This window comes from Citrobacter sp. CK202 (genome assembly GCF_030333225.1).
Taxonomy (GTDB): Bacteria; Pseudomonadota; Gammaproteobacteria; order Enterobacterales; family Enterobacteriaceae; genus Citrobacter_B; species Citrobacter_B koseri.
The window spans coordinates 99,521-110,060 of record NZ_JAOWGI010000013.1 but is presented as its reverse complement, the minus strand read 5'-3'; the positions used below and the strand labels follow the sequence as shown (position 1 = coordinate 110,060).

Below are 10,540 nucleotides of genomic sequence, written 5' to 3'. Positions count from 1 at the left end.
TGGTAGATTTCGTGCAGTTGAAACATTAGTAATGAAGTCTGTCACTTCATTACTGAAGAAGTAATGTAACTATCATATTTTAAATCTCTGAAAATAACTATACAATTCAATAAATTGAATTTCAGCATGACGGGAAACATGTATGATAAAATTTTTAATGTTGATTGTGGTGACATTAACCATTGCAGGTTGCTCCCCTCTTGCACCTACAGGCTGTCAGAAAAAAAACGCAATGGAATCATGCGAATATAAGAGTTCGGGTAAAGTGTCAGATAAGGATATATATGGATGGTATTCATCCAGAATAAAAAAAGCTTTGGACGCAGCACTTACAGAGCCCCATGCCTGGAATGGTAAAAGATGTAACGCTCATTTGGATTTCAAAGTCGATGGCACCCTGCAAAATTTTATCGTGAAAGGTGGTGACAAAGATTATTGCGCTGCATTGCAAAAAGCTTCTGAAAGAGCGACATTCCCGGCGTTTACCGATCGGAGAGTTTACTTTAATATGGGTTCCGCAAGATGGAACTTCGAAGGTCAGCCATGAAAACTATGGTGCGCCGGGAGATCCCCGGCGTTCTCAACCTGAGAAAAAACCATTTTCACTTCCGCTGGCCAGACCGTTTCCTCAACATCCACCAGCAGCAGATTTTCCAGTTCAATAATCCTGTTAGTGGTGTATTGCGAAAGTTGATCCATCACTTCACCTCCGACCATGCCCGCTTATTACATCTCGGGAAGCGTTCTAGCCTCCATATCCAAATCATCCACAGCATCTTATGAAATTCAGGTAGCGCCTGATAATCATCAGCACTCATCTCGAGGGCCTTGAGTCGCCACTCTGCCACCTTGGCAACCCGCCATAACATCACCATGCAAAACAGAGTGCAAACAATAAGGAAACCGAAAAAAAGATAAGTAATCACCTCACCCCCATATAACCATTGCGGCCATAGCAAACGCCACACCAACAATCATGAACGCAGTAGGCCAGTCCGTCACTTGTGCTCCTGCTGTTGATCCGCTTTGATGTGCAGCCGTGGTTCTCCGTCTTTCGGTTCTGGCCACTGGCGCGCCATATTCACTTTCAGCTTTTCTTCCATTGCTGCTGTGATTTCACCATCGCAGATACCAGCGCGCCGCTGGGCGTCCCATAACAGGAACTGCATATCAGCCCACTCGCTGAGGTCGTCAGGTTCTGCTGCGGCTTCCAGCGCCTCTTTCGACAGGTGCTTAAGTGGACCAACAGGACCAACATTTCCGAACGTGGCATCAGACCATTCAGCATGGCGCCGCCGGATTAAATTACGCAGTTGGAGAGATGCGCCTTTTTCTTCAGGCAACTCATCACGATTACTTACAAGTTCATCGTTCCTTGCATCACGCAGAGCGTAAAAGACTTTATTACGCAATTCGTTGAACTCGTCAGAGCGAATATCTTCAGCGCAGTACGGCGGCGTCAGCATGCTGAAAATCATGGAAAGTTCACGCTCTGATAACTGGATAGTTTTCACGATTTACCTCCGTTAAGCATTGCGGCGCGGCAGGCGTCATACGATTCACGCATGGCATCTTTGACCCATCCAAGCGGCTTGTTACCGCGAATTTCCAGCCATTCGTCGAATGTTGGTACTGCCGGCGCTGGCGGGGCGGTGTAGACAGGAATCAGATCCTCACCGGAATCTCGCCACATCCACTCTTTAGTGCACGCAGCGTTTTTCCCGCCCATGCTCTTGAAATTGTCGAATGACTGCGGGTCTGCATATGCCACAGGCTCAGCGGTAAGCGATGCCAGCGCGATACGCGCCAGCTCTCGTACAACTTCTGGTGGTGCGTAACGGTCATTCAGGTCATCCCACAGACGGAGCATGTTGTCGCTTTCAGGGTGTACATCCTCATTTGTTCCGGCCAGCGCGGTAATCACCTCGTCGGCTGCATCAATAATTTTTTGCGCCTGTTCTCTGGTAATAGTGGTCATGGGTTAGTCCTTTGGCGTACATGCGCCACGAAGAGGTATTTCACCGTCGTTTATCTTTTTAACTTCAGCAAAGGCTGCGCGACACGCTGATTCTGAGTTAAATTCCTGAGCGGCGATTGAGGGGCTATTCCAGTTGTAGCCGCCAAGCATCCAGATAATTAATACCCACATAACTCACTCCCCCTTACCGATGCCAGCGGCGGCAACTTCTTTCGCCAGCCGCTCAGCTTCACGAAAGTCCCAATCCACGCGGTGCGCTATCTCAATTGCAGAGCGCACAGTGCGCTCAATCAGAGAGTCCAGTTGATCGATTGTCATTGCTATGTCAGGGTTGTGAGCCAGTAACTCAGCGCGCCGAATCTGCCAGTTGTTGCAGGTTTCCAGTAATGAATTAGCCATCACTCAGCCTCCATGTTGATGCCAGCGGCGCGGTCAATGCGTTCAATTTCTGCCAGAATTAACGCGCCAGCTTTCACCAGGTCACGGCGCGGGTTAGTTGGTTTCCACCATGCCGGGTCCCACGGCCAGTTATTTGGCTCGTCTGCTGACTGATAATCGCCAGGGTTTGTCGGAAATACCCACCCGCGAGCGTTCGTGTAATGCGCATAACATGCCGCTGCGCCAGCTAATTCCCCGCTATCATGTAAATCGTCATGCTCTGGCGTCCACCCTTCAACCGATTGTTGCCGCTGGCGCTCTGCTATCACATCCAGAATTGCGGGGTTGAATGCACGCGCCTCCAGTTCTGCTATGCGCTTCTCTGCGGCGTCCAAATCCTCGCCTAACTTCTGCGCCATCTGAAACCAGTTAGCTCGCTGTTCTTCTTTGGCTTCCAGCTTTGATTCCAGGTGATCGATATAGAGCTTCAGAACGTCGGCGCGGTGCTTACCCCACGGCTTAATGACGTCAAATCGCTTATCACCCTGCACCCATTCTGTTTTATCGTGCCACTCATTGAATGCGGTACGGAAAGACTGGAGCGCTTCCAGCTCATCCAGCAGCGCCAGCGCAGTTGCCGGGGTAAAATGCTTCATGAAATCATTCAGCGCATTGATTCGTTGCTCGAACGGCATAACCGGAGCTTCGCCAGCGATTTTTGTTTTCTCTGCGATATCACGCAGCGCCTGTTTGTCGATGTTGCTCATTGGGCGGTCTCCTGGCGAAACATCATGATTGTCAGATCGCCTTTAGTAGCCAGGCGAACTGTCGTTCCGGGCTCGATGCTGGAAAGGTCAAACGCATCGTAAAATTCGTTTACTGCTTTTTGACGACGAGATTGCTTTCTGCGTTTATCCCACTGCTTTAGCGCAATAGAGATAAACCACTGGCCTGTTTTGAACATGATGAATAGCCATCCCATTAAGGCGAGTCCGGTATTTAGAACGTCCAGAATGCTCATGCTGCACCGCCTTTGCGAAGTTTCTCCATGAACAAGCGAGCTGAGACGATGATGTCTCTGATGCGTACTGATTTTTCGTCTAACTGCTCACCACCGTTTTTAATATGCGCATCCAGTTCTGCCCTGTGATGCTGAATGAAGGCGTTAAGGTCATGCGCCCGCACTTCAGCCAGGAAAGCGTCGGTTGTCGGAGTCGCGTTGATGGCGTCATACACTTCTTGCAAGCATTGTTCGTCAACAAGGTCGCCATCCGGCAGTTGTGTTTTGTTATAAGCCCGGTACACTTCGCTCGCTTCATGGAGTAAACATTCAGAACTACTAATCAGCCCCGCATTCTCCGCAGCCAGCGCGTCACGCTCCTGTACCAGTTTTTCCGTTGCTTCCTGCGCAAGTTTATTGGCCTGTTCAGCAGCATCCATGAGGCCGTTAATCATGCTCAGCTTTGCAGCCAGCGCATTGCTACGGGCAAACTGCACTTCCAGTTGAGATGCCAGATCGCTAATCAGCGCGGCAGACTCAGCACAATGCAGTTCTTTCGCCAGATCATGCCCTGACTTCACTAACTCAATGATTTTTGTTTCTACCGTTGATTTCATGCTGACGCTCTCCCGTAAAATGCCAGAACTCTCTTCATCGCCGCGCTGTTGCGGCAAACGGATGTGACCATGTTTTTTCTCACGGTCGATTTGAAGCGCTTGATATTCAGTTCTCCGCCGGGCAACAGCGAATAAACCGGGTGATGCGGCTCGCCTGTACGGATAACTACCGCTTTGCGCGTCAGGTGAAGCAGCAGGTTGTGAGATTTCTTGCCGTCGCATCCCAGCAGGTTCTGAACCTGTCTCGGCGTGATGGTCTGGTTTTCCCGAAGGAAATCAACAATTGCCCACAGTGATTTGCTTGCCATCGTCATTCTCCTCCCGTTAAATCAGCCCGGCGTCTTTACGCTGCTTGTATTTCGCCATTAACAACTCGGCTGGTGTTGGCCCACGATCCTGCAAAGGTGCGGCTATAGCGCGACGAACGGGTGGTATGGGCTTTCCAGCAAGAGTGCGTTTTTCCCAGTCATGCAGGATGTCGCCAGCAGCCCGGATAAGTTCCTTTTCGCTGAGTTGCCCCTCCGTTCCACGACGGCGCAACTCCAGGCAGACGTGGTAATACAGCGGGTTTTTATCCCTCCAGGGGAATTGCTCACTCGTCGGATAGCGAAAAACAAGTTTCCGCCAGCGCCAGTATTCGCTCATGATGTCGTCCACACTGACTCCCAGCGCGCCACTCCCTTCACGGCACCACGAAATAAACTGCCCGGGCGACGGCCAGAACGGTGACTGACTGGATCGGGCTTTCTGCATTCCGGCGGAAAGTTGCTCACGGGAGGTGATGCCTGACTCAGCAAAGGCGGCGATCCATTGCTGCTTTGCAACGCGAATATCATCGCCAGTACGTAGGTTCGTCTGAGTGGATGCCGGAAATACCTGCATGAGATTTTCAAAAAGCATATCCACCAGCTTTTCAGCGTCACTGTTAACAACCTTACGGCCGTCGTAAGAATCTCCAGCCATGCGCGATAGCACTTCGCTGTCGCGATTCTGAATTGCACGATAAAGATCCGGGGTCATAAAAATTTCTCCCATGCTTCAGCACTGTTCCAGTGCGGGCCGGTTTCGGATTTGCTTGCGCTGACATCTGCGCGTGGCTTGCGGGTAGTGTCTTCACGGTGAAGGGTTAACGTGTCCCACTTGGCGCGGAGCTTTGCGGGGGAGAGAATATTTTTGTACCAGAACGAGTCTTTGCAGGCCCATCTGAACAACTCACAAATCTCTTTGTGGGTGCGTCCGTCCAGCTGGCGCATCAGGCGTATGTCATTCGCCCAGCCAGCCATATTCGGTTTTTTCAGGGATGGTTTGGTGATGTCACGCAGCGCCAGCATCCACTCTGCGCAGCGGAGATCGTCAGATGTCCCCCACTTGTCACCTTTCGGAGTCTGGACTGCTGCATCAGGAACAATTTTGGAAATTCTCTGACGTACATTAAATACGTTAGTATTTAATATATATTGTTCATGATGTGCGCTTGTTTGTGCGGATGTATGTGCGCTTTCATGTGCGCTACCTACCGCCAAATCCGCGCCGTTACTGGCTTCGCCATGTGCGGGCATATGTGCGCTGGTATGTGCGGAAGTTTGTGCGGGCAAATTGTCCATTTTTTGAGCATATTCGACATAATTTGAGATCGTGATCACACGCCCTCTTTGCCGTTCTCCCTCAATGGAAATCATCCCTTCACGCACAAAAAACGTCAGCATTCTCTCAACAGCATCACGGCTTGTTGGGTTGCCTTTTCTGTCACGTAGTTTCAGGCCCAGATCGGCCGCCGTGGTCACCAGTTGTCCGGTTTGTAGCGGCCATTGGCGACCTTTAAAGCTCGCTGTGTATGGCTGGCTGGCAGCGCCCAAAAGCAGGTTATCCCACAACGTACGCAGGTAAACATCTTCTGACCATGGCTGCTTGAGTACACTCCGGTACAACGGGATGAATCCGGTCTTCTGGTTTTCCATCCGGTTGCTCCTGGCGGCGCGTACCGCCGCAAAATCGGCGTAGGCGACATTCGACATAGCTATGCCTCCCTTGCCTGGTGTTTTGAAAAACTCTTTGTCATAATGATCTCGCAATGAGTACGCAACGAATTGCACCCGAAGGCCGTCTGTGTTGGAGCACAGCGGTCTTCACCCTTTCAGAACAAGCCCTGTTGCTTGCCCCGTTTAGCCCGTTTTGAATCAAACCGATCAGCCGGTAATGTTTGCTTTTCTGCCCACAATTTCGCGTGGCGTAAAACATCATCAAAAATCCTCCCCTTTCTGCTTGCCTGGCTCATTCGCTTGTACATATCGACGGCCTGAAATGCCCCTCCCTGAGCCACCGCTACGGTGAAGCCCTGGCGGATCAACTCTTCCCGGACATGCTTTTCTATGAACTCCAAATGATTCATCTGGCAACCTCACATGACACCCGGCGCTATGGCCGCGATACCACTCAGAACCTGAACGACAGCATCACCCGGCAACATATTCAGCAGATGCTCAATCCCTTCCCTGACCTCTTTCACCAGTTGATGCTTTGGCGCATTCAGCATTACGGCCTGTTTCGCCTCGCTGATTTCCTTCTCCATCGCTGCATAACGCGTCATGAAACAATCCTGTCCGATAAGGCGACCACGAAACTCAAGCGGCAAAACAGCCAGGATCGCCGGAGTCAGCTGACGGATGTTTTCGCGCGCATATCCGGTATCGCTGTCCAGCCAGCGGAAAAGCTTCTGCCGCTTACGGCTCAGGTCGTCAGGAAAATCCAGCCCGGCGCCGCCCTGCCGTTCCCATTCCTCAACGATGATCCCGGCGACTACGTCCTGGTTGTCCAGCGATGCCGACCACGCACGAACGGCAGCCCGAATCTGGTCATGCTTATCCGCCGGATCAGGCTGATTGCGATTTATCATCGTGGCTGGAGGAAACCCGGTATTTTGTTGAAATGAAATTGAATGCACGGTTACGCCCTCGCATCCTGCGCTGGTAATCCGTCCGTGGGGTTCGGATACAGATCAGGGCGCAATTCATGGGGGGTAACACCAGTTGCGTTGAAAATTGGTAAAACACGATCGGCTGGCACGACGCCCTTGTATCGTGTTTTCCAGCGACTAACCGACATCGGTTTAATGCCTAGCTTTGCGGCTAAGTTGCTGGCAGTGCCAGCTTTCTGAATGGCCTTTTCTAATCCGTTCATGAGTATCTCCACTAGATTCACAAATAAATTAAGCCTCAGACTTAACAAAAGATCAAGTCCTGAGCGAATTTTAATTTATAAGCAAAAGGCTTATTCTTCTGATATGGCTGAGAAAAAAATACTTAACCCGATTCTCATCGAGCGTTTGACAGAACTGACGCAACGAGGGATGACAAAATCTGATATGGCAAGGGTTGCGGGGATTACCCCGCAATCCGTAAACGGCTGGTTCAAAAAAGGTGTTATTAGCAAAAGTTCTGCATTAGCGGTTGCAGATGCTGCTGGCGTATCAGTTCCCTGGCTACTTGGTGAGGATGTTGGAGAGAAGGACGGTCTTAAGCCTGACGAACAGCGCCTACTCGAGCTCTATCGCCAGTTGCCGGAAGAAGAGCAGCAGAACATGTTGCGGATCGTGTCTCTGCGCCTTAAGGAACTCGACGAGCTGTACGCCAAGTACATGGGGCGGCGGATTAAGGGTGACGGAGAATAGCCGTTTTTTGAAAATCATGCTCTAGTGGCACATTTTAAGTGTTAAGGAAGCAATCAAGTGAATAAAATTCTGTTTGCTTATCCCACATTACAGAAAGATGGAATAAAGGGGCTTAAGTGGTATCAGCCCATGCCGATGCTATCCCCCTCTCCTACAAATGAGTTGCAGACAGTGATTATCACTATAGGCTTTTCTGTCCCTGTAAATCATCTTGTACGCACTGAAATAGATATTCTATTTAATAATCATACAGTAATCATTATGCATGATGATGATGGTTATTTTGAAACATCATCAATCAACTTCATTGAAAGCGATCACGTTTGTTACATTTCATCTATGTTTGTCAGCGATGTAGACCTCAGTAAAGAGGGGCTTTATGAAGCCAAAATTACAAACTTCAAAAATGATGAACATGGTAATAAGACAAGCGAAATAATCGACAGCCATAGCTGTTATTTTCATGTAATTCATCACACCGGAGATGCCGTAAATGGGGCAAGTTTATAGTTTTAACCCCGCGAAAGCGCCAGTTGAAAATAGAGCTGTAACCCCCCATACTAACTTCAAAGACGGTGATGGTTCTGGTGGGGGTGGTGACATGCAGGCAAGAGTTGCAAAGCTTGAGTCAGATGTTGAATACATTAAGCGCGATATCGCTGAAGTAAAATCTGACATAAAGTCAATCGATTCAAGGTTAGCGGCAATAGAGACAGGCATTGGCTCCGCCAAAACAACCATAAAAGCATCGGCTGCTGTAGTGAGCATCATTTTTGCTTTCTGTGCTTATATTTTTGGGAATTACGTTTCAAAAATTCTGGATGCTCTTAATGGACTTGTTCTAAAATAACTCTTCGACCCGGACACCACGCCGGGTTTTTATTGCCCTTTCCTCACGAACTCCGCAGCATCCCTCTTTGCACCCTTGCCTGTTTCGTAGCCATGCACGCTACATCTACTTAATCAGGCTATCCTTGTTGATATATGATGCAAATAATCAGTTGGAAAATAATGAGAGAGTATCTGATAGTATGCTTGGTAACTGTTGTTATGGTCGCCGCGATTTCACTGGTTATGCTGGCCTGGTGAATTTTGCAGGGGTCTTTTCCCTGAAACATGCGCGACAACACACTCCGGTCAGACGAGCTCTGTTATGGTGCATGAACAAGAAATAACAGCACCATATATCCGACTTACAGCCCGGATTACGACACGTTCCGGGCTTTTTTTTTGCCCTATTCTTTTGGCAGCATTAGTACATCCAGCGCTAACTCAACAGCAAGATCAACCTGCTCCTCCTGCCACAGAACCTGAATCGTCTCGATTATTTCTGCCTTTGTGATCTCACGCCCTTCAACCAGAATCTGCATCACAGCCATACCGATCACCTGCGCTATCTGCGGATGCATCTCCGCGAAAAACTCATCATCGTTTGACATATACCCATCCTCTTTGGCGTTTTTGTGAGCATAAGCATCCTCTACTCCCATACATTCGTCAAAAAAATAAGCCTAAAACTTAACTATGAATTCAGTCCTGAGCTTGACACTAGTTAAGTCTAAGGCTTAATATAAATTCACAGCAACACGACCACCCAGGCAGGACGCCCACGAATGTAGCCGCACCAGGCGTATGAAGATGGTGATGAGGTGGATGAGTTAACGCGCAGCAGGTATCAAACGTTCCGCCAGCCGGGCGACAACGGCAAGCAGAGGGATAAATCATGAGTGAGGTTATTTTTAGCTTTGACAATTCTCAGGATGCAGCACGCGCTGGGATGTTGATGAGTAAGGCAGATCCGTCACTGCGTTATATGCAGATGCGAGCAACGGTCTGCGTAACCTGGCATGCGAACATCATTGCGGCCACGCAGGCAGTCCTGGATGCAAACATTCCGTGCACTTTTCAGTACTGGAATGAAATTAAAAACAGTCATCGCAGAGGATGAAAATGATTGATTTCGCACGTCAGCCAGCACGCATCCAGGCCGTTCGAGGGAATGCTTTTACAGCGCCATTTCGATTTTTTTGGTGTGTCATGAAAGGTTGTATCACCAAAAAGGAAACCAGCAAATGAACTCTTTGTTCGCACTGGTATTAACGGTCGCAATGACCAACGGTGACTTTCAGGATGTGATTCTCGGTGTATATGACAACCAGCAGGAATGCCAGGCCGCAGCTGTCGAGCAAAAGGTTAATGGTGAGTGCTGGCCTGTTGAGGGAATCATTCGCAACGGAGAGCTACCAGCAAGCATCTGAGGAGGGGTAATGCAGAAAGAATGCGGTTACTGCCGCAAACCCGTTGAAGAAGGCAAAGAAGTAAAGAGCATCCTTTTCTATCGCAATGGCAACCGGCTTGCCAACAAAGAAAAAGAATACTGCTCAAAGCAATGCGCTGAATACGATCAGATGGCGCACGAAAGTTAACCAGCAGTTCTGAAATATGAAATAAAAAACTCGCCATTAATTTGGCGCGGCTTTTTACACCCTGAATTTAATAACCGGAGAAGTTTTATGGAAATCGTAAAAATCGAAATGAACCTGAAAGCAGTGAATAAAGAATTGGCTGTATTCAACTGCGAGAAGAAAGTATCAGGCGTTATTCATTCAGCCGAAACGGGCGCGGTCACGGTCATTCTTGACGGTGGCTATGTATTCGGCAAGTTCGACTGTCCTCTTTGTGCTGTAGAGGCAATTTCAATGTTGTCCGTGAAAGTAAGTGATGGCGATAACGCCGGGTTTGGCAACTACCGCAGCTACAAACTCGATTACTCAGAAAAAGTTTTCAGCACCGTTCATTAAGCAAAAGCCCACACGAGGTGGGCTTGCCCTGTCCGGTCTAACCGACCAAAGCGAACCGGACATTCTACTTGGTAAAACCGAGGTGCCATTAAGGCGCCT

21 protein-coding genes and 2 pseudogenes are annotated in these 10,540 nt (G+C 49.2%); 8 read left to right on the top strand and 15 right to left on the bottom strand.

Going from position 1 to position 10,540, the window contains the following annotated elements:
- Window positions 1–142: 142 nt before the first annotated feature.
- Window positions 143–547 carry a cell envelope integrity TolA C-terminal domain-containing protein gene (locus OGX84_RS01280; RefSeq protein WP_047462960.1) on the top strand — a complete coding sequence of 135 codons (405 nt, stop codon included), beginning with the start codon at window positions 143–145 and terminating at the stop codon, window positions 545–547.
- Here the strand turns inward: OGX84_RS01280 and OGX84_RS01275 are convergent.
- From OGX84_RS01275 to OGX84_RS01210, 14 genes and pseudogenes are all read right to left on the bottom strand, one after another.
- Entirely contained in the window at window positions 538–699 is a 162-nt protein-coding gene (locus OGX84_RS01275) for a hypothetical protein (RefSeq protein WP_192466417.1), read from the bottom strand. The genes OGX84_RS01280 and OGX84_RS01275 overlap by 10 nt on opposite strands.
- Window positions 700–1,025: 326 nt before the next feature.
- Window positions 1,026–1,325: pseudogene (locus OGX84_RS01270) on the bottom strand (DUF550 domain-containing protein); the annotation flags it as partial.
- Between the two features lie 440 nt (window positions 1,326–1,765).
- Window positions 1,766–1,978 (bottom strand): annotated as a pseudogene (locus OGX84_RS22735) (hypothetical protein); the annotation flags it as partial.
- Between the two features lie 3 nt (window positions 1,979–1,981).
- Entirely contained in the window at window positions 1,982–2,149 is a 168-nt protein-coding gene (locus tag OGX84_RS01260; protein ID WP_181397018.1) for a hypothetical protein, read from the bottom strand.
- 3 nt (window positions 2,150–2,152) lie between these two features.
- The gene (locus tag OGX84_RS01255; RefSeq protein ID WP_200089829.1) at window positions 2,153–2,377 is read right to left on the bottom strand and encodes a hypothetical protein; all 225 of its coding nucleotides are present in this window, start codon (window positions 2,375–2,377) and stop codon (window positions 2,153–2,155) included.
- On the bottom strand, window positions 2,377–3,123 hold the full coding sequence (locus OGX84_RS01250; RefSeq protein WP_286457271.1) for an ead/Ea22-like family protein: 747 nt from the start codon (window positions 3,121–3,123) through the stop codon (window positions 2,377–2,379). The genes OGX84_RS01255 and OGX84_RS01250 overlap by 1 nt, the downstream gene beginning before the upstream one ends.
- Window positions 3,120–3,377, bottom strand: coding sequence for a DUF4752 family protein (locus OGX84_RS01245; protein ID WP_286457270.1), 258 nt, complete (start codon window positions 3,375–3,377; stop codon window positions 3,120–3,122). Before OGX84_RS01245 ends, OGX84_RS01250 begins: the two co-directional genes overlap by 4 nt.
- On the bottom strand, window positions 3,374–3,973 hold the full coding sequence (locus OGX84_RS01240; protein ID WP_286457269.1) for a hypothetical protein: 600 nt from the start codon (window positions 3,971–3,973) through the stop codon (window positions 3,374–3,376). The genes OGX84_RS01245 and OGX84_RS01240 overlap by 4 nt, the downstream gene beginning before the upstream one ends.
- A complete protein-coding gene (locus OGX84_RS01235; RefSeq protein WP_286457267.1) occupies window positions 3,970–4,281 on the bottom strand; it encodes a hypothetical protein in 312 nt (103 codons plus the stop codon). Before OGX84_RS01235 ends, OGX84_RS01240 begins: the two co-directional genes overlap by 4 nt.
- 16 nt (window positions 4,282–4,297) lie before the next feature.
- Entirely contained in the window at window positions 4,298–4,993 is a 696-nt protein-coding gene (locus OGX84_RS01230; RefSeq protein ID WP_286457265.1) for a replication protein P, read from the bottom strand.
- Window positions 4,990–5,931 (bottom strand): phage replication protein O, encoded by a 942-nt coding sequence (locus OGX84_RS01225; RefSeq protein ID WP_502873610.1) that lies wholly within the window; start codon window positions 5,929–5,931, stop codon window positions 4,990–4,992. Before OGX84_RS01225 ends, OGX84_RS01230 begins: the two co-directional genes overlap by 4 nt.
- 176 nt (window positions 5,932–6,107) lie before the next feature.
- Window positions 6,108–6,362, bottom strand: coding sequence for a hypothetical protein (locus tag OGX84_RS01220; RefSeq protein WP_286457261.1), 255 nt, complete (start codon window positions 6,360–6,362; stop codon window positions 6,108–6,110).
- A gap of 9 nt (window positions 6,363–6,371) precedes the next feature.
- A complete protein-coding gene (locus OGX84_RS01215; RefSeq protein WP_258525350.1) occupies window positions 6,372–6,914 on the bottom strand; it encodes a toxin YdaT domain-containing protein in 543 nt (180 codons plus the stop codon).
- A 2-nt stretch (window positions 6,915–6,916) separates the two neighbouring features.
- A complete protein-coding gene (locus OGX84_RS01210; protein ID WP_135184444.1) occupies window positions 6,917–7,150 on the bottom strand; it encodes a transcriptional regulator in 234 nt (77 codons plus the stop codon).
- A gap of 103 nt (window positions 7,151–7,253) precedes the next feature.
- On the opposite strand from OGX84_RS01210, the gene OGX84_RS01205 reads away from it, so the two are divergent.
- Genes OGX84_RS01205 through OGX84_RS01195 form a run of 3 tightly spaced genes read left to right on the top strand, consistent with a single transcriptional unit; the run spans window position 7,254 to window position 8,490 of the window.
- A complete protein-coding gene (locus OGX84_RS01205; RefSeq protein WP_279266374.1) occupies window positions 7,254–7,640 on the top strand; it encodes a helix-turn-helix domain-containing protein in 387 nt (128 codons plus the stop codon).
- A gap of 57 nt (window positions 7,641–7,697) precedes the next feature.
- The gene (locus tag OGX84_RS01200; protein ID WP_286457253.1) at window positions 7,698–8,150 is read left to right on the top strand and encodes a hypothetical protein; all 453 of its coding nucleotides are present in this window, start codon (window positions 7,698–7,700) and stop codon (window positions 8,148–8,150) included.
- On the top strand, window positions 8,134–8,490 hold the full coding sequence (locus tag OGX84_RS01195) for a hemolysin XhlA (protein WP_286457251.1): 357 nt from the start codon (window positions 8,134–8,136) through the stop codon (window positions 8,488–8,490). Before OGX84_RS01200 ends, OGX84_RS01195 begins: the two co-directional genes overlap by 17 nt.
- Before the next feature lie 385 nt (window positions 8,491–8,875).
- On the opposite strand, the gene OGX84_RS01190 is transcribed toward OGX84_RS01195, so the two are convergent.
- A complete protein-coding gene (locus OGX84_RS01190; protein WP_286457249.1) occupies window positions 8,876–9,079 on the bottom strand; it encodes a hypothetical protein in 204 nt (67 codons plus the stop codon).
- Between the two features lie 284 nt (window positions 9,080–9,363).
- Here OGX84_RS01190 and OGX84_RS01185 point away from each other — a divergent pair, with 284 nt between their 5' ends.
- The 4 genes from OGX84_RS01185 (at window position 9,364) to OGX84_RS01170 (ending at window position 10,441) form a co-directional block, all read left to right on the top strand.
- Window positions 9,364–9,588: a hypothetical protein gene (locus tag OGX84_RS01185; RefSeq protein ID WP_286457247.1), complete on the top strand. Its 225-nt coding sequence runs from the start codon at window positions 9,364–9,366 to the stop codon at window positions 9,586–9,588.
- A 124-nt stretch (window positions 9,589–9,712) separates the two neighbouring features.
- Window positions 9,713–9,898 (top strand): YdfD/YebW family protein, encoded by a 186-nt coding sequence (locus OGX84_RS01180; RefSeq protein WP_112002254.1) that lies wholly within the window; start codon window positions 9,713–9,715, stop codon window positions 9,896–9,898.
- Between the two features lie 9 nt (window positions 9,899–9,907).
- Window positions 9,908–10,066, top strand: a complete 159-nt coding sequence (locus OGX84_RS01175) for a YdaE family protein (RefSeq protein ID WP_012132778.1) — start codon at window positions 9,908–9,910, stop codon at window positions 10,064–10,066.
- 21 nt (window positions 10,067–10,087) lie between these two features.
- Window positions 10,088–10,441: a DNA breaking-rejoining protein gene (locus tag OGX84_RS01170; RefSeq protein WP_077956858.1), complete on the top strand. Its 354-nt coding sequence runs from the start codon at window positions 10,088–10,090 to the stop codon at window positions 10,439–10,441.
- Window positions 10,442–10,540: the final 99 nt, after the last annotated feature.

Excerpts from the sequence above, each read along its gene's own strand:
- OGX84_RS01250 (WP_286457271.1), bottom strand. The coding sequence starts at position 3,123 with ATGAGCAACATCGACAAACAGGCGCTGCGTGATATCGCAGAGAAAACA.
- OGX84_RS01225 (WP_502873610.1), bottom strand. The coding sequence starts at position 5,931 with ATGGAAAACCAGAAGACCGGATTCATCCCGTTGTACCGGAGTGTACTC.
- OGX84_RS01205 (WP_279266374.1), top strand. The coding sequence starts at position 7,254 with ATGGCTGAGAAAAAAATACTTAACCCGATTCTCATCGAGCGTTTGACA.
- OGX84_RS01255 (WP_200089829.1), bottom strand. The coding sequence starts at position 2,377 with ATGGCTAATTCATTACTGGAAACCTGCAACAACTGGCAGATTCGGCGC.
- OGX84_RS01195 (WP_286457251.1), top strand. The coding sequence starts at position 8,134 with ATGGGGCAAGTTTATAGTTTTAACCCCGCGAAAGCGCCAGTTGAAAAT.
- OGX84_RS01240 (WP_286457269.1), bottom strand. The coding sequence starts at position 3,973 with ATGAAATCAACGGTAGAAACAAAAATCATTGAGTTAGTGAAGTCAGGG.
- OGX84_RS01235 (WP_286457267.1), bottom strand. The coding sequence starts at position 4,281 with ATGGCAAGCAAATCACTGTGGGCAATTGTTGATTTCCTTCGGGAAAAC.
- OGX84_RS01210 (WP_135184444.1), bottom strand. The coding sequence starts at position 7,150 with ATGAACGGATTAGAAAAGGCCATTCAGAAAGCTGGCACTGCCAGCAAC.
- OGX84_RS01220 (WP_286457261.1), bottom strand. The coding sequence starts at position 6,362 with ATGAATCATTTGGAGTTCATAGAAAAGCATGTCCGGGAAGAGTTGATC.
- OGX84_RS01190 (WP_286457249.1), bottom strand. The coding sequence starts at position 9,079 with ATGTCAAACGATGATGAGTTTTTCGCGGAGATGCATCCGCAGATAGCG.
- OGX84_RS01245 (WP_286457270.1), bottom strand. The coding sequence starts at position 3,377 with ATGAGCATTCTGGACGTTCTAAATACCGGACTCGCCTTAATGGGATGG.
- OGX84_RS01280 (WP_047462960.1), top strand. The coding sequence starts at position 143 with ATGATAAAATTTTTAATGTTGATTGTGGTGACATTAACCATTGCAGGT.
- OGX84_RS01185 (WP_286457247.1), top strand. The coding sequence starts at position 9,364 with ATGAGTGAGGTTATTTTTAGCTTTGACAATTCTCAGGATGCAGCACGC.
- OGX84_RS01230 (WP_286457265.1), bottom strand. The coding sequence starts at position 4,993 with ATGACCCCGGATCTTTATCGTGCAATTCAGAATCGCGACAGCGAAGTG.
- OGX84_RS01260 (WP_181397018.1), bottom strand. The coding sequence starts at position 2,149 with ATGTGGGTATTAATTATCTGGATGCTTGGCGGCTACAACTGGAATAGC.
- OGX84_RS01180 (WP_112002254.1), top strand. The coding sequence starts at position 9,713 with ATGAACTCTTTGTTCGCACTGGTATTAACGGTCGCAATGACCAACGGT.
- OGX84_RS01275 (WP_192466417.1), bottom strand. The coding sequence starts at position 699 with ATGGATCAACTTTCGCAATACACCACTAACAGGATTATTGAACTGGAA.
- OGX84_RS01175 (WP_012132778.1), top strand. The coding sequence starts at position 9,908 with ATGCAGAAAGAATGCGGTTACTGCCGCAAACCCGTTGAAGAAGGCAAA.